Source organism: Azospirillum endophyticum (assembly GCF_016595245.1).
In the GTDB taxonomy this organism is placed as follows: Bacteria; Pseudomonadota; Alphaproteobacteria; order Azospirillales; family Azospirillaceae; genus Azospirillum; species Azospirillum endophyticum.
Genome location: NZ_JAENHM010000091.1, coordinates 25,930 through 42,951 on the forward strand (window position 1 = coordinate 25,930; position 17,022 = coordinate 42,951).

9 protein-coding genes are annotated in these 17,022 nt (G+C 67.7%); 4 read left to right on the top strand and 5 right to left on the bottom strand.

The window, feature by feature from the left end; genetic code table 11:
* Positions 1-87 precede the first annotated feature (87 nt).
* On the bottom strand, positions 88-2,421 hold the full coding sequence (locus JHL17_RS35815; protein ID WP_200199437.1) for an FdhF/YdeP family oxidoreductase: 2,334 nt from the start codon (positions 2,419-2,421) through the stop codon (positions 88-90).
* Between the two features lie 100 nt (positions 2,422-2,521).
* Positions 2,522-3,535 (bottom strand): chemotaxis protein CheB, encoded by a 1,014-nt coding sequence (locus JHL17_RS35820; protein WP_200199438.1) that lies wholly within the window; start codon positions 3,533-3,535, stop codon positions 2,522-2,524.
* Between the two features lie 156 nt (positions 3,536-3,691).
* Here JHL17_RS35820 and JHL17_RS35825 point away from each other — a divergent pair, with 156 nt between their 5' ends.
* The 3 genes from JHL17_RS35825 to JHL17_RS35835 all read left to right on the top strand — a co-directional run bounded on the left by JHL17_RS35825 (position 3,692) and on the right by JHL17_RS35835 (position 8,568).
* Positions 3,692-5,962: a CheR family methyltransferase gene (locus JHL17_RS35825; RefSeq protein ID WP_200199439.1), complete on the top strand. Its 2,271-nt coding sequence runs from the start codon at positions 3,692-3,694 to the stop codon at positions 5,960-5,962.
* 261 nt (positions 5,963-6,223) lie between these two features.
* Entirely contained in the window at positions 6,224-7,663 is a 1,440-nt protein-coding gene (locus JHL17_RS35830) for a sensor histidine kinase (RefSeq protein ID WP_345773946.1), read from the top strand.
* A gap of 170 nt (positions 7,664-7,833) precedes the next feature.
* Positions 7,834-8,568 carry a LuxR C-terminal-related transcriptional regulator gene (locus JHL17_RS35835; RefSeq protein ID WP_200199441.1) on the top strand — a complete coding sequence of 245 codons (735 nt, stop codon included), beginning with the start codon at positions 7,834-7,836 and terminating at the stop codon, positions 8,566-8,568.
* Positions 8,569-8,618: 50 nt separating this feature from the next.
* Here JHL17_RS35835 and JHL17_RS35840 read toward each other — a convergent pair whose 3' ends face one another.
* The gene (locus JHL17_RS35840; protein WP_200199473.1) at positions 8,619-10,226 is read right to left on the bottom strand and encodes a hypothetical protein; all 1,608 of its coding nucleotides are present in this window, start codon (positions 10,224-10,226) and stop codon (positions 8,619-8,621) included.
* 270 nt (positions 10,227-10,496) lie between these two features.
* Between JHL17_RS35840 and JHL17_RS35845 the strand changes: the two genes are divergently transcribed.
* On the top strand, positions 10,497-10,745 hold the full coding sequence (locus JHL17_RS35845; protein WP_247894068.1) for a hypothetical protein: 249 nt from the start codon (positions 10,497-10,499) through the stop codon (positions 10,743-10,745).
* Positions 10,746-11,373: 628 nt separating this feature from the next.
* Here the strand turns inward: JHL17_RS35845 and JHL17_RS35850 are convergent.
* Both JHL17_RS35850 and JHL17_RS35855 read right to left on the bottom strand, forming a co-directional pair.
* Complete coding sequence (locus JHL17_RS35850; RefSeq protein ID WP_200199442.1) at positions 11,374-12,696, bottom strand: HlyD family type I secretion periplasmic adaptor subunit; 1,323 nt, start codon at positions 12,694-12,696, stop codon at positions 11,374-11,376.
* Between the two features lie 57 nt (positions 12,697-12,753).
* Positions 12,754-16,851, bottom strand: coding sequence for a peptidase domain-containing ABC transporter (locus JHL17_RS35855; protein WP_247894069.1), 4,098 nt, complete (start codon positions 16,849-16,851; stop codon positions 12,754-12,756).
* Positions 16,852-17,022 lie beyond the last annotated feature (171 nt).

The following is a 17,022-nucleotide window of genomic DNA, read 5'->3' on the forward strand; positions in this document are numbered from 1 at the left end:
CGGGGTGAGGGGGATGCATAGGGTGGATTCGGTGGGGATCGGGGAGTGAGCGATGCTTGAAGAACCTCGCTTCGCGTCCCCCTCACCCTAACCCTCTCCCCGGGAGGGAGAGGGGACTTCCATCGTCGACGCATCCGCCACGATCCGCACCGGCACCCCCTTCGCGGCCGGCGTCTTCGACGCCTCGTCATGGTACCAGAGCGGGATCAGCGGGTTCATTTCCGGGTAATAGGACCCGATGCAGCCGCGCGGCAAATGGAAGGGCGTCACCGTCAGCCCGCCCACCCGGCGGTCGACCCCGTCGCCGGCGTCGCTGGCCAACCCGACCACCTGACCCTCCTGCAAGCCGGCCGCGGCGATGTCCAGCGGGTTCATCAGCAGCACGTCGCGCGTGCCCTCGATCCCGCGCAGCCGGTCGGAATAGCCGTAGATCGTCGTGTTGAACTGGTCGTTGGAGCGCATGGTCATCAGCCGCCAGCGCCCCGGCGCATCCTCGAAGCCGATGGCGCGCAGCCGGCCCGGCGCGGTGAACTGCGCCTTGCCCGACTCCGTCTTCCAGATCCGCTCGCGCGCCGGATTGCCGCGGTAGAAGCCGCCGGGGGTGAAGACCCGCTCGTTGAAGCGGTGGAACTGGTCGGGATAGGTCTCCTCGATCAGGGCGCGGATGCGGCGGTAATCGGCGACCCAGTCGTCCCAGGTCACCTTCGGGTTGGGCGACAGGGTCGCCTTCGCCATGCCGGCGACGATGGCGACCTCGGACTTCAGATCCGGGCTGGCCGGTGTGTTGTTGCCGAGCGAGCCGTGGATGCAGCTCAGGCTGTCCTCCATCGTCACCGCCTGCGCCCCGCTCTCCTGCACATCCTCCTCCGACCGCCCCAGGCAGGGCAGCAGATAGGCGACCTCGCCGTTGATCAGGTGGCTGCGGTTCAGCTTGGTCGCGATCTGCACAGTCAGGCGCATCCGCGTCCAGGCCGCCTCCATCCGCTCGCGCTCGGGGATGGCGCGCACGAAGTTGCCGCCCAGGCCGATGAAGGCCTTCACCTCGCCCGACAGGATCTTCTCGCAGGCCTTGACGGTGTTCAGCCCTTCCTTGCGCGGCGGCTCGAATCCGTATTGTTCGGCCAGCCGGTCGAGCGGCACCAGCTCCGGCTTTTCGGAGATGCCGACGGTGCGCTGGCCCTGGACGTTGGAATGGCCGCGCACCGGCGAGATGCCGGCGCCGTCGCGGCCGACATTGCCCTTCAGAAGCCAGAGGTTGACCAGCGCCGCCAGCGTCTCCGACCCGCGCACCTGCTGGGTCAGGCCCATGCCGTACATGGCGATGGAGCGTTCCGCCTCGACATAGATGTCGGCGGCCTGCTTCAGGTCCTCGCGGCTCAGGCCCGATTCCTCCTCGATCTCCTCCCAGCCGACGGCGTTCACCCGCGCCTTCATCTCGTCGAAGCCGATCGTATGCCGGGCGATGAAATCATGGTCGAGGACCTGCTTGCCCTGCGCCTGCCGCTCCTCCTCCGCCGCCAGAACATGCTTGATCAGCCCGGTGATCGCGGCGATGTCGCCGCCGGCCTTGACCTGGAAATACAGGGTGGAGATCCGGGTTTCCTTGCCGGTCAGCATCTCCAGCGGGCTTTGCGGGTTGCGGAAGCTCTCCAGCCCCTTTTCCCGCACGGGGTTGAAGGTGACGATCTTCGCCCCGCGCTTCACCGCCTCCTGCAGCGGGTGGAGTAGGCGGGGGCTGTTCGACCCGGTGTTCTGGCCGAAGAAGAAGATGGCGTTGCAGCTCTCGAAATCGTCGAGCACGCAGGTGCCGACCGGCGAGCCGATCACCTTCTTCAGCCCGACCGACGTCGTCTCGTGGCACATGTTGGAGCTGTCGGGCAGATTGTTGTGCCCGTAGAGCCGCGCGAACAGCGCGTAGAGGTAGGAGGTCTCCAGGCTGGCGCGGCCCGACGCATAGAACACCGCCCGGTCCGGGTCGATGGCGCGCAGCTCCGCCCCGATGGCGGTGAAGGCCTCGTCCCAGCCGCAGGGCACATAGCGGTCGCTCGCCCGGTCGTAGCGCATGGGGTGGGTCAGTCGCCCCTGCTGTTCCAGGTCGTAATCCTTCCAGCCCTTCAGTTCGGTGACCGTGTGCTGGGCGAAGAAGTCGGGCGTGCAGCGCCGGCTGGTCAGTTCCCAGATCGTCGCCTTGGCGCCGTTCTCGCAGAACTCGAAGGTGTGCGGCTTGGCCGGTTTGCCCCAGGCGCAGGACACGCACATGAAGCCGCCGGGCTTGTTCTGCCGGCGCAGCGTGTCGAGCACGGCGGGGGTCGGCCGCTCTTCCCCCATGATGCGGGCCATCGACCCGACCGATCCCCAGCCGCCGGCCGGGCCGTCATAATGCGGGGTGTCCTTGTCGTCCGACAGTCCGTCGATGCTCATGGGGTGGTCTTCCGGCATTTTGGGGGCAAGCTCATGGGGAGTGGCGTGGCGGCTCCAACTGAATCCAACCCGCTGGATGCCGGACGGTTCCCCCCTTGGCTCACGGCTTCCTCTGGGCGCTGGTGTCCCGCACCTCCGGCTTGGACAGCACGCTCCGCAGCAACTCGGCGTTCTTCCGCGCTTCCTGCATCTGGATGTCCCAAGCGGCGGCGACGTGGCTCTGGCCGCGGTCACGGGCATGGTCGCCCAGACGCTGGAACAGTTCGATCCGATCTTCATGGGTGCGCAGGGCGATCCACAAGGCGCTTTCCATCGCTTCCGCTTGGGCGGTCTCCATGTTTTCGGGGCTGTAGGCATGGCCGACCCGGCAGCGGAAACGCAGCATCGGGCCGTCGCGGATTTCACTCAGGCCGCCGCCGCATTCCGGGCAGGACAGGGTGGTCGGCCTGCCGACCGCCTGGGTATCGTCGGACACGGTCGTGAACTCCTTCTCGGCGACCCGCGCCTCCGTGGCGATGTCGAACGGCACGGGCGGGCTCGACGGCGCCGGTTCGGCGGTCAGCCGGGTCAGCAAGGCCGGCATCGCGTCCAACGCCAGGACATAATCGGCCACGCCGCGGTGGATGGCGCTTTGCGGCATGCCGGGCCATTCCGCATCGTCCGGATCCTGGACGACGCTGGTCCCGCCGCAGCGGCGGATCGCCCGCAGGCCGGATGTCCCGTCGTCCAGCGTGCCCGAGAGAACGATGCCGATCACCCGGCTGCCGAAGGCGACGGCGGCGGAGCGGAACAGCGGGTCCACCGCCGGCCGCGTCCGGTTTTCCCGCGGCCCGCGGCGGATCAGGACGCGGTCGCGATGGACCAGCAGATGGTGGTCCGGCGGCGCGACATGGATGTGGCCGGGGCGGATCGGTTCCCCGTCGACGGGATGGAAGGCCGGCAGCCAGCCGATCCGGTCGAGCAACTGCGGCAGGAGGCTGCGGGCGTTGGGCGTGATATGGATGACGACGAACACCGTCGGCGCGCAATCCTTGGGCATTGCGCCCAGCAGGCGGGTAAGGGCGGTCAGTCCGCCCGCCGATGCGCCGATGGCGATGATGTCACGCTTCTCCATGGAACCAGAACAGCACCGGCGTCGCGGCGTTTCACGATCGCCCGAATAATCGCTGTCATCCTTCGAACGTTTCCCGGATGGAGCGCAGCGCGCCACGCCGCTTGAGCGGGAAGCAGACAGACGTCTATATTCTACCCGACGCCGTCACGATGTAAGATGATGACCAAGAAGACCGACGATCCCGACAGCGACTTCACCAATCTGATCCGCCATATCCAGGAAAGCCGCGGGATCGATTTCCGCGGCTACAAGCGTACCAGCCTGGAACGGCGCATCCGCCGGCGGATGGAGGAGGTCAGCTGCGACAGCTTCGCCGCCTACCACGCCTTCCTGGAAGCCCATCCGCAGGAATTCATCGATCTTCTGAACACCGTGCTGATCAACGTCACCTCATTCTTCCGCGACAACGAGGCGTGGGACGTGCTGCGGCGGGAGGTCGTTCCGCGCATCCTGGAGCGTAAGGGCGACAAGGGGCCGATCCGGATCTGGAGCGTCGGCTGCGCGTCTGGCGAGGAGCCCTATTCGCTGGCGATGATGTTCGCCGAAGCGCTGGGAACGACCGAGTTCTGCCGCCGGGTCAAGATCTACGCCACCGACCTGGACGATGCGGCGCTGAACACGGCGCGCCATGCCACCTATGCCGCACGCGACGTGGAGACGGTGCCGGAGCCGTTGCTGGAGCGTTATTTCGAGCGCACCAACAATCACTACGTGTTCCAGCGCGAGCTGCGCAAATGCGTGATCTTCGGCCGCCACAATGTGGTCAGCGACGCGCCGATCTCCCGCATCGACCTGCTGGTCTGCCGCAACCTGCTGATCTATCTGGAGGCCGATACCCAGGGGATCGTCCTGCCGCGTCTGCATTACGCGCTGGTCAACGACGGCTTCCTGTTTCTGGGCAAGGCGGAAACCCAGCTGGCGCGGTCGCGCATGTTCGAAGCGGTGGACCTCAAGAGCCGCATCTTTTCCAAGGTGCCCCAGGAATGGCGGCGGACCGCCGGCGGCAGCCTGTCCCTGGCCAACGATGCCAACGGCGCGCGCACCAACACGCAGGCGCGGCTGCTGGAAAGCATCGTCGACAACAGTTCCGCCGGGTATCTGGCGGTGAATGCCGAAGGGCTTCTGATCTTCGCCAATACCCATGCCCGGCGCCTGTTCGACGTCGAGGAAAGCGACATCGGCCGCCCCTTCCACGACCTGACCATTTCCTACCGCCCGACGGAACTGCGCAGCCGGATCGAGGAGGTGCGCAATTCCGGCCGCATGATCCGGATCGAGCACCAGCCCTTCACCCGGACGGGGTCCGAGCCGGCTCGCCTGACCATCGAGGTGGCGCCGCTCTACAGCCGCGACGGCAAGGCCTTCGCCACCCTGCTCACCTTCTTCGACACCAGCCGGGTCTTCCTGCTGCAGCAGGAGATCGAAGCGGCGCAGGAAAGCCTGGAAACCACCATCGAGGAACTCCAGTCCTCCAACGAGGAGCTGGAGACGACCAATGAGGAACTCCAGTCCACCAACGAGGAGCTGGAGACGACCAACGAGGAACTCCAGTCCACCAACGAGGAGCTGGAGACGATGAACGAGGAGCTGCGCTCCACCAACGAGGAACTGGAGGTCGCCAACGAGGAGATGCGCCGGCAGAGCGAGGAGGCCGGCGAGTATCGCCGTTATTCGGAATCGATCCTGCGCAGCATCGATGTCGGCATCATCGTCCTGGACGACAATTTCATCGTCCAGTCCTGGAACCGCTGGAGCGAGAATGTCTGGGGCCTGCGGAACGAAGAGGTGACCGGCGAGGCCTTCCTGGATCTGGACATCGGCCTGCCGGTGCAGCGGCTGCGCCGCCAGCTCCAGGATACCCTGAAGACCGAGGCTCCGGTCGAACTGGTGGAAATGGACGCGATGGACCGCCGCGGCCGGCGCATCACCTGCCGCATCCGCCTGTCGCCGCTGCTCTACGACAACCGGGCGGCCCGCGGCGTCGTCCTGATCATCGAGGACGTGACGGAACGCGTGCGGTCCGACGCCTTCGCCGAATATCTCGGGCGGATCATCGGCCAGTCGCTGAACGAGGTCTATTTCCTCGATCCGGCCACCTTCAGCTTCCAGCTGGTCAACAAGGGGGCGGAGCTGAAGCTGGGCTATTCCCTGGAGGCGCTGCGCCAGATCGCCCTGCATGATCTGATGCCGGACATCAATGCCGCGGCCTTCAGCCGGCTGATCGGTCCGCTCCTGTCCGGCGAGAAGGCCGAGATCGTGTTCGAGACGACGATCGAGCGTCCCGACCAGACCTTGCGTCCGGTGGAGATCTGCATGCAGTATTTCGCCGAGGAGCAGCCGCCGATCCTTGTTGCCATGGCCCATGACGTGACCGAGCGGCAGCATATCGGTCTCGACGACAGCCGTGCGGAGCCGGTTTCCGGCTGACGGTCGAAGCGACCGGTCCGCCGGCTTGAGGAACGGGCAATGGCAACGGGATTCGGAGCAACCGGATGTCCGGTAATTCTCCTATGTCTGGCCTAAAGAAATATTACCGGAACTTTCGCTCCAACTGACGGTTTAGGTGTTTGCTTATTGCTGGTTTACCCCAGCAAGTTGAGGCAACGTGGCTCACCATTGTTTGGGCAAAGGCTGGGCGATATGCCGGACGCACGCGGATCCAAGGAGGAAAAGGCGGCGGCTTCTGGCGTGAAAGCCAGGCCGCTGATCGTGCAGCCGCTTTGGGACCGGCTGGACCAGGCGGTCATCGTCACCGACTGCAATCTCGACGCTCCCGGGCCGACCATCCTCTATGTCAACCGCGCCTTCACCGCCCTGACCGGCTATCGGGCCGACGAGGCGATCGGCCGGTCTCCCCGCTTCCTGCAATGTCCGCGCACCGATCCGGTGGTCGCCGCGACGATCAGACAGGAGCTGCTGGAGGGAGAGTTCGCCCGCTGCACCCTGGTCAACCGGCGCAAGGACGGCACCGAGTATCTGTGCAGCCTGGTCATCACGCCGCTGGTGGGGCCGCGGGGCGACACCGAGCATTTCATCTGCGTGGCGGAGAACTTGAAGGAGGACCGGACGCCGGAGGCGATGAAGCGCCTGTCGGCCGAACTGGAGCAGGCGCAGACGCTGATCGAGGACATGGAGCGGCGTCAGAGCGAGGCGGAAGAGGAGATCGACCGCCAGCGTCGCGACTTGGCGATCGTAACGGAACGCTACCGCGACTCCCTGGCGCAGCTGGACGCGATCCAGGAGCGGCTCGCCATTCGCGAAAACGCCCTGGAGCGCAGCGGCCGGGAAATCGACCGGTCTGATTTCGAACTCCATGCCTCGCTGGAAGAATTGCGGGCCATGGACGAGGAACTGCGCGCCACGCTGGAGCAGATGGAGGAGGCCAACATCCAGCTTGGCCTTACCAACGAGGAGTTGCGCCGCCTCCAGGCCGCGGATGCCGACAAGCTGCAGCTTCTGGCATCCGCCAGCCACGACCTGCGTCAGCCGGTCATGTCGATGGGGTTGTTCCTGGACGTGCTGCGCAACCGGCTGGGCGAGGCGGAACGGCCGATCATGGGCGGGTTGCTGGCGGCCCACCTGTCGATCCGCACCCTGCTGGAGGGCATGCTGGACACCGCCAGGCTCGATGCCGGGGCGATGGAGCCGATCATCGAGCCGTTGCCGATCGCCTTGATGCTGGAGATGATCCATGGCGAATTCCTGCCGCAGGCGGAAATGCGCGGCCTGCGCTTCCGCGCCGTGTCCAGCGGCGCGATCGTGCTCAGCGATGCGCAGCTGCTGGAACGCATCCTGCGCAACCTCGTCGCCAACGCACTGAAATATGCTGTTTCCGGAACGATCCTGATGGGGTGCCGCCGCTGCCGCGACCATCTGCGCATCGAGGTGTGGGACACCGGCCCCGGCATTCCCGAGGCAAGCCAGAAATCGATTTTCGAGGAGTTCCGGCAACTCGACAACCCCGGCCGCGACCAGGCGCGTGGGGTGGGGCTGGGGTTGGCGATCGTTGCCCGGCTCAGCCGCCGGCTCGGTCACGAGATCGGCCTACGGTCCTGGCCGGGGCGGGGATCGGTGTTTTCGATCACGTTACCGCTGGCCCAGCCCGGCAAGCGAAGGCGTCGCCGCTGACGGAGGTCTTCTACCTTCGGTTTGGCGGACGGCTATACCCATGACCCTTTGGGCATCCGCATGAGGCGGTTCACCGGGATGAGCGCCTGGCGCTAAGGTTTCAACAATGCCCGCGGCTTGCGGGATACGGCACGTTGGACGAGTGAGAGGGAACAAAAGTGGACCATCACATGCAGCATGCCCAGGTGCCCGCACAGTTGGACGCGGTGTCTGACCGCCTGGCCCGGTCCGAAGATACGCTCAAGTTCCTGATCGTCGACGATCATGCGCTGGTCCGCTATGGTCTATCGCTCGCCTTGCGCCAGCGCTATCAAGATGTGGTGATCGTCGAGGCGGGATCGCTGGCCGAGGCCATGCGCAAGGCGCGCTCCGAACCGGGGCTCACCGCCATCCTCTACGACCTGCAGATGGGCGACAGCGACGAGCACAGCGGCTTGGCCGACATGCTGGAGGTGGCCGGCGACGTGCCGCTGATCGTCGTTTCCGGGGCGACCGACGGCAACGTCATCGCGTCTTGCATCCGCGCCGGTGCCCGCGGCTTCGTCCACAAGGGGTGCGAGGGCGGGATTCTCGACCAGGCGCTGCCCATCGTTCTGGAAGGCGGGATCTTCGCCCCGGCGCCGCCCACCCCGCGCGACGGCCGGCCGGTCCGCATCGCGTTGACCGCCGCCGCCAGTCCGGTGCGCACCGAAAGCGACGCGGTGAACGGCCTGACCGAGCGTCAGCGCGAGGTCCTGCGCCTCCTGCTGGAAGGCCAGTCGAACAAGGAGATCGCCCGTGCGCTGGGCGTGCTGGAGGGCACCATCAAGGTGCATCTGCGCACGGTGATGCAGCGTCTGGGCGTGCGCAACCGCACCCAGCTGGCGCTGGCGACCATGAAGGCCGGGATCAAGCTGTCCTCCTGACCCGCATCCGGCTGTGTCGGGCCCCGATCGGACCGGGCTTGCGATCCGGATCAGGACTGTTGCGGTGTCGGGCCGATGCCGCGCTGCTGGGCTGCGTCCAGCAGGCTGACCAGCTCGCCCGACACCCACCAGCGGCAGCGGCGGCGTTCCTCGGTCGCGACGGTCACGACGCGCTCGATCAGCTTGCCTTCGCCGGCATTCAGCTCGCGGCCGTCGCGCAACGCCCGTTCGGTGATGCCCAGCAGGGTCTTGTCGATCGCCGTCACCTCGATGGGATAGCCGGTCTCTTCCGACAATTCGCACAGGTCGGCCATGGCGGTCAGCGCATCCTCCCGGCCATAGGCGCCGACCTGCCGGAACAGCCCGGCCAGATGCTCCCCGATCGCCGTCAGCCAGGGGTTGGCGGAGGCGGCGATGCCGCGGCGGCGCAGCCGGTGGTTGAAGCCGTTGATGAAGCGCACCGGAGCGATCAGCGGCCGGGCCGAGCTGCTGGCGTTCAGCGTCAGCAGGCGGTGGCTCAGCACCGGCACCACCTCTCCCTCCACCAGCCCGGTCGCCCGGCCGACCGCGGCCGACACTGCCGCCCAGTTGCGCCCGCCGCGCTCGACGCCGAAGCCCTGCAGCGAGTCGTACCAGCGGAAGGCGCGCTCCTCGAGCCGGTCCACCGGCTCCCCGGCGGTCAGCTGCGGCGGGGCGGGGCGGCCGAGATGCAGGTCCTCCAGCTTCTGGCGCAGGCATTGCCAGGCGAACTGCACATGGCCGACGGCGGACTCGACCAGGATCGGGTTGGGAGAGAGGCCGTAGAGCGCCAGCGCCTGATCGGGATCGCGCGACCCGTTCAGCAGAGCCAGGGCGTAGTGCATGGCGCCGTCCATGGACTCATCCAGGGTGCCGCCGCTGGAGTTGCCGGCCGGGCCGCCAGTCGGGCCGCCGCGCTCCGCCGCCATCTCCGACACCATATGCAGCATGCCGATGGTGTCGCGCGGGCGCACGGCGCCTTTCCACAGGGGGGCGTGCTCCAGCAGGGAGTCCAGCATCGCCAGATCGCCCATCGACAGCGGCGCCACGCCGAGCAGCCCGCGCTTGCGCAGCAGGGTCAGCCGTTCGGCATTGGCGGTCGCCAGCAGCGGCCTGGCTCCGCCGCGCTGGCGCAGAACCTCCAGTGAGCGGACGCGAAGCTCCTCCGCCCAGTCCAGAGCGGCCGGGGAGGCGAGGACCGACTCCAGCGGATGCTCGCTGGCCCGGGCGGCGATGTCGGACTGCACCCGTCCGGCAAGCTCGCGCAGGTGCGGCAGCAGGGCGAACCACCAGGCGCCGGCGTCGACCACATGCATGCAGCCGGGCGGCCGGCTTTCCGCCAGCATCAGCGCGTCGGTGCGCAGCATCACCGGATCGAACCAGCCGGTCCAGATGCGGCGCGCATGTTCCGTGCGCGGGCCGTTCAGCATGGCGACGATCAGGCGGCCGACCTCCACCGTCATCTGGTCGTCTTCCAGATGCCCGGCCTGCACCAGCTCGAACAGCTTGGACTTCTGCGCCCGGTCGAGCGGAGCCAGGATCGCCTTGACCTTGTCGAGGCTGACGGTCGCCGGATCCGGCTCCACCACGTGAAGCGGCACGGTCTGAAGGGAGGCGCTGCGGTTGGGGCGGCCGGCCATGGCGTTCACGGGCAGTGCTGAATCGCGTCGATTTTAGATACCGGCAGCAATGATTGCTACTGGTATGTGGTGACATATTCTGTCGAGCTGTGTCGGAGCCGTATCCGCCGTCCCGGTTGCCGCTTTTCGGCTTCGGCTCTGGGCATATGAAACGAATTGCTTCAAATGTTGCCTAAATTTATTTCATTTAAGTGCTAAATGGCGCCTTCACACCCGCCGGTCCCCGATCCATTATCGTTCAAGGCAACGGCTCCATCACAAGGCGCCCCGATGATTCCGCAGCAGATCGCCGACACCACCCCCAGGTTGTTCACCGTCATGACCCATGCCGACACGCACAGGGCCGAACAGGTCGTGGACGACTTCGCCGCCCGCCTGGCGGCGGCGGGCTTGTCCGAGGGCGCGCGCGCCGAGGCTTACGAGGCGGCGTTGAAGCACCTGATGGGCCACCTGATCCGGCAGGAAGGCTGGCTGGCCGAAGAATTCACCGCCGTCGCCCGGTCGCTCGGCGCCTACTGACTGCCGACGATAGTCGTTCCCGTCTTTCCGCAGGCCGCCCGTCCCGTCCAGGACCGGCGGCCTTTCCTGTTTGTGCGATGTCGGCGATGAACGCCGGCATGGGGAAACCCCCCGTCATAGGCGCTGACTGACAGATTCGATTGCTGTCGAAGCCAAATACGTCCCTGATCGACCGTCATCCCCACCTTCGAGTTGATGAAGAAATCAGGGGCTAGCTGAGAGAAGCCTCAGGTTTGAAGCCGTTCTACATCGGATTCCATCATGATCCTCTCTCGGCCGTCATTCCCGCGAAGAAGCCTGTGAAGAAATCGAACTTACATGAGAAAGCCCCGATCTGGCAGGCGTGCACATCTCCCACTCGTCATCCCCGCGGAGGCGGGGAACCAGGATTTCCAACACAAGTGCTTGTAAAGGCTGGATTCCCGCCTTCGCGGGAATGACGGCCGAGGGACGCGCAAGATGCGATCCAACGCGACGTGGTTCGAACTTGGGGCTTCTCTCAGCGAGTCACCGATTTCTTCACAGGCTCCTTCGCGGAGGTGACATAGAAAAAGGTGCCGGCCCATTGGTAAATGGGCAAAGTCCTTTAAGTCAGCGCCTATGGAAAGTCCCCCTCCCGGCGCTCCCCTCAGCGCTCGTTGAAGCTGTCGGACAGCGCGAAGTAGATCGGCTTCAGCAGATATTCCAGCAGCGACCGCTCGCCGGTGGGCAGCTCGACCTGGGTGGTCATGCCGGGCAGGACCGGATGCTGGACGTCGTCGCGGCCGACATGGTTTCGGCTCAGCGCCACGACCGCCTTGTAGTAGGGGCGGTGCTGCTCGTCCAGGAAGGTCGAGGCGGAGATGCGCAGCAGCTTGCCGGTGATGGCGCCGTAGCGGGCGAAGTCGTAGGTCAGCACCTTGACCGTCGCCTCCTGCCCGACCTCGAGATGGCCGATGTCGCGCGGGGTGACATGGGCCTCGACCGTCATCTCATGGTCGACCGGGACGACCTGCATCAGGACGCCGCCTTCCGGGACGACGGCGCCGATGGTGTTGACCCGCAGATCCTGCACCAGGCCGCGCACCGGCGACGGCACCGTCAGGCGCTGGGCACGGTCGTCCAGCTTGGCCCGCGCCTCGCGCAGTTGGGCGATCTCGGCGGTGACGGTGCCCATCTCGGTCACGGCGTCCTGCGACAGCTTGGCCGACTGGTCGAGGATGCGGTTGCCCGCCTCGGTGATCGCCTGATGGGTGGCGATGATCTGGCCCTCGATCCGCCGCTGCTCGCCCATCAGGCGCGACTGCTCGCGCTGGGTCTCCAGCGATTGCAGCTTCGACGACAGCCCCATGGATTCCAGCTTGTTGCGGATGTCGACCGATCCGGTGATGAAGGTGATCTGGTCCTTGATGTTGGCGAGCTGTCCCTCGTACAGCGCCAACTCCGCCTCGCGTTGCGACACCTGGGCGCGCAGCACGGCGATGGCGGTGTCGCGCGCCTGGCGCTGGGTGTCGGAGATCAGCCGCTGGTCGGCGACCTGTGCCTCCGTCTGGGGGGTGTCGGGGCCGGAGACGCGGGCGAAGTCGGGGACCCGTCCGGCGGCGAAGGCGCGCAGCCGTTCCGCCCGCAGCTCCAGCGTCAGCAGTCGCGCGTTCATCTGATCCCGCTCGGCCTGGACCTGCTTGGGGTCGAAGACGATCAGCGGCTGCCCGGCCTCCACCAGGTCGCCTTCCTTGACCAGGATGGCCGACACGATGCCGCCTTCCAGATGCTGGACGACCTGGGCGTTGCCGGACGGCACCACCTGCCCGGCGGTGACGACGGCCTCCTTGACCGGCATCAGCGTGGCCCAGGTCAGCAGGGCCGCCAGCAGCAGGACCAGCACGAGGATGGTGGCGCGGACGAGCGACTGGGTCGCGTCGTCGGCGCTCAGCGATTTGCCGGTGGGGCGGGCGAGGTCTGAAGCGGCCATCTTGCGGTTCACACGGAAATCGGAAGGGGAGGATCGGGAAGGACGGAGCGGAACCGGTCAGCGCTGCGGCGTCGCCGCGACGCCGGGCGGGCGCTGCAGCCCGATCCCGCCGAGCAGCGCCCCGGCGATGCCGTTGGCGACGCTGTTGCCGCCTCCCGAACCGGAACCGCCGCCCGGCCCGACCGGCCGGGGGCCGGGAAGGCTGCCGGCCGGCGGGGCGGGGGCGATCATGCCGGCGTCCATCGTCAGCACGGTGTCGGCCAGCGTCAGGTGGCTCGGCCGGTGGGTGACCAGGAAGATGGTGCTGTGCCCGCGCAGCGCCGCCAGCGCCGCCTGCAGCGCCTTGTCGCCCTCGAAGTCCAGCCGGCTGGCCGGCTCGTCCAGCAGCAGGATGCGCGGCCGGCGGATATAGGCGCGGGCCAGGCAGATCTTCTGCGTCAGGCTGGGCGACAGCCGCAGCGACTGGTTGTCGCCGATGCGGGTGTCCAGCCCGCGCGGCAGCGCCTCCACCTCGTCCAGCGCGCCGGCCAGCGACAGCGCCCAGCGCAATTCGGACAGGTCGGCGGTCTGGTCGGCGAAGCGCAGGTTCTGGGCGATGGTGCCGTAGAACAGGGAACTCGCCTGCGGCACGTAGCCGATGGACTTGCGCAGGTCGACCGGGTCCATCTGGCGGATGTCGACGCCGTCGACGCGCACGTTGCCGGCCTGCGGGGCGTAGAGCCCCAGCATCACCTTCAGCAGCGACGACTTGCCGGCGCCGTCCGGGCCGACGATGGCGACGATCTGCCCCGGCTTGACGGTGAAGCTCACGCCGACCAGCGCCGGATCGGCATCGTTGCGATAGCGCAGCGAGACGCGGGAGAGGGAGACCTCGCCCTTCAGCTTGCGCGGCTGCAGGGTGGCGCAGCGCGGCTCGCGCTCCGGCCGGATGCTCATCAGGCCGTTGATCTGGCGGGCGTTGGCACGCAGCTGCTCGATGCGCGGCAGCATCGACACGGCGGTCTGCAACGGCACCATCACCCGCCACAGCAGCATCATCGACGCCATCAGCGCACCGGGCGTCATGGCCCCGGCGAAGACCTGCAGGGCGCCGACGCCGACGGTGGCCAGCCCGGCGATCGGCACCACCAGCCCGGCCAGCGCCGCGTGGGTCGCCGACAGGTTGGCGGCGGTGTGGCCCGAGCGGGCGGTGCGGGCCGACAGCCGGTCGTAGCGGTCGCGCCAGTGGGCCAGCCCGCCGATGGCGCGCAGCGCCGGCATCTTGGCGACCATCTCGACGAAGAATTCCTGGCGCTCGGTGTCGGCGCGCGCCGTGGTGCCGGTGCGGGCGCGCACCAGCGGGTGGACGGCGGCGCCGATCGCCGCGGTCACCAGCACCGCGGCCAGCGGCACCAGGGCCAGCGGCCCGCCCAGTATTCCCATCACGCCCAGGTAGAGCAGGGCGAAGGGCACGTCGAACAGCGCCGCGACCTGCCCCTGGCTGATGAAGTCGCGGATCGACTCCAGATCCTTCACCCGGGCGATCTGCGTGCCGATGGCGGCGCGCTCGCTCATCCCGACCGGCAGCATCAGGATGCGTTCGATGGTGGCGTTGCTGATGGTGCGGGCGATGCGCGACCCGGCATGGGCCAGCGCCCGGCCGCGGATCTGGCGCAGGGCGAAATCGCCGGCGATCACCAGCCCGGCGCCGACGGCGATGGTCGCCAGCGTGTCGAAGGATCCGGTGCCGATGACCTTGTCGTAGACCGCCATGGTGAAGAGCGGGGCGGCGACCGACAGCAGGTTGATGACGGCGCTCAGGCCCAGCACCGACCACAGCAGCGGCAGATAGCCGTGGATGACCGTGCCGACCCAGTTCTGGTTGCCGGCGCCGGCCGCCGTCTCCAGCGGCGTGAAGGCGTAGGCCGTCCCCTTGCCGAAATTCAGCGTCACCGTCTCGCGGGCGCTGCCGCTGAAGGCGGTGACGCCGTCGGCATCGGCGGACAGCAGTGTGTAGATGCCGCCGTCGCGCCCGCGGAACAGGCAGGGCAGCAGCGACGCCTCCGGCCGCGCGAGGTCGAAGCGCAGGCTGCGCCCGTCGAAATGCAGGCGCTGGAAGACGTCGCACAGCTCCTCCACCGTCTGCACCTCGGAGAAATGGGGCAGGGCCTCCGCCAGCGTCTGCGGGGCGCCGCGCCAGCCGAGCGCGTCGAGCAGCGGGACCATGCAGGCGCCGACCTCCGACGCTTCCGCCAGCCGGCGGCGCAGGATGTCGGCGTCGTCGTGGGCGGCGCGGATCGGCTCGGAAGCCGGCCCGGACTCCCGCTTGGTCTCCGCATCGGCCGCGGGCGCGGCGGAGGTGGCGATCAGGGTCGGCTGCCCGCCGGCGCCCTCGGCGCCGGCATTGCGGGTGACCGCGCGGCCGTCGACGATCTGCACGACCCGGTCGGCCAGCGACAGCAGCGACGGGCGGCTGCTGACCAGCAGGATGGTGACGGTGCCGCGCAGCTCGTCCAGCGTACGGCGGAAGGCGTTGTCGGATTCGACGTCGAGGGAGGAGTTCGGCTCGTCCAGCAGCAGGACAGCCGGTTCGCGGACCAGCGCGCGGGCAAGGCAGATCATCTGGCGGGCGCCGCGCGGCAGCGCTTCCTGCGAGGCGTCGCCGACGATGGTCTCATAGCCCTGCGGCAGGCTGGCGATCCGGCGGTCGAGGCCGAGGCGCCGGCAGACCTCCATCGCCAGGTCGGCCCGGCCGGGATCGAACAGGGTCAGATTCTGCAGGATGGTGCCTTTGAACAGCTCCGGATGCTCGCCGACATAGACGACGCCGCCGATGCCGATCATGGCGTCGGCATCGGCCAGGGTGCGCACGCCGACCCGGACCTCGCCGGCGGTCGGCCGCAGTACGCCCAGGATCAGGCGCAATAGGGTCGTCTTGCCCGAACTGTTGGTCGCCACCACGCCCAGGAACTCGCCCGGCCCGACGCTCAGCGACAGCTCGTTCAGGATCTCCGGGCCGCGGTCGTAGGCGAAGCGGACCTTGTCCATCTCGATCGAGCCGGGGGCCAGCGGCGTGGCGACCGCCCCGCCGGTCGGGGCCTCGGTCCCGGTCCCGGTCTCGCCTTGCGGCGCGGCGCCGTCCGATCCGACCTCCAGCAGGACATGGCCGATGCGGCGCAGCGCCAGCGACACCGACTGGTAGCGCACCCAGCGGTCGAACAGCGCCTGGACCGGCTGCACGCAGCGCCCGGCGAGCATCGAGCAGGCGGTGAGCACGCCGGTGGTCATCGCCCCGTCGATCACCGAAACGCTGCCGATGAGGACCACCAGCATCATCGTCGCCTGCGCCAGCGTGCCGGCGACCACCGAGGCGGAGCCGCTGAGCCGGGCGACGGTGAAGTCCTCCTCGCTGCAGCCCTGCTGCAGGCGCTCGTGGCGGCGCAGCAGGCCGGCCTCGGCCCCCAGGCCCTTCACGGTATGGACGCCGCCCAGCACCTCGCTGATGAAGTTGAGGCGCCTCTCCTCCAGCGTGTGGCGGCTTTCCAGGGCGCGGCGCATCCGCCGGCCCAGCACGGCGGCCAGCACCAGGAACAGCCCCAGCACCGCCACCGGGATCGCCGCCAGCCAGCCGGCGAGCAGGGCGATCAGCCCCAGGTAGAGGACGGCGAAGGGGATGTCGATGGCGGATTGCAGCGCCTGGCCCGAGTAGAATTCGCGCACCAGCTTGATGGCGCGGTAGACCTCGAAATGGGTGCCGATGCCCTGCTGCGAGAAGGTGTTCAGCGGCATGTGCATCAGCCGGTCGATCAGCGACGCGCTCGACTGGTGTTCGATCCGGGCGCCCATCCAGGTGGTCAGCGCCGAGCGCGCCACCCGCAGGATCGCCTCCATCACCGCCGCCGCCCCGCAGCCGATGCCGAGCAGGAGCATGGTGCCGTAGGATTCGTTCGGCAGGATGCGGTCGTAGACGTGCAGCAGCGTGACCGGCAGCGCCAGCCCGAAGATGTTCAGCGCGAAGGACGCCAGGATCAGCATCGCCCGGTCCCGGCGCGGCCCCAGCATGCCGGACAGCAGACGCCGTGCCGCCTTTTCGGCCGCGCGGTCGCGGTCGACGGAGGCCGCCGCCGATTCGGCGGGCGGTATGGTGCGGGAATTGGGCGGGGCTGCGGACGACAAGGGGACTGACCTGTACACAGGATTAACCGATCAGATAATCAACAGCATAATTGCTAGTGATAGGTAAATCCGCGAATAGCAACAAAAGGCAACCATGTGACAAAGCTTTCAACGGGCTACCCGTCCGAATCTGCGCAAAAGAGGTAATAAGCCATAAATTTCGAGGGGGTT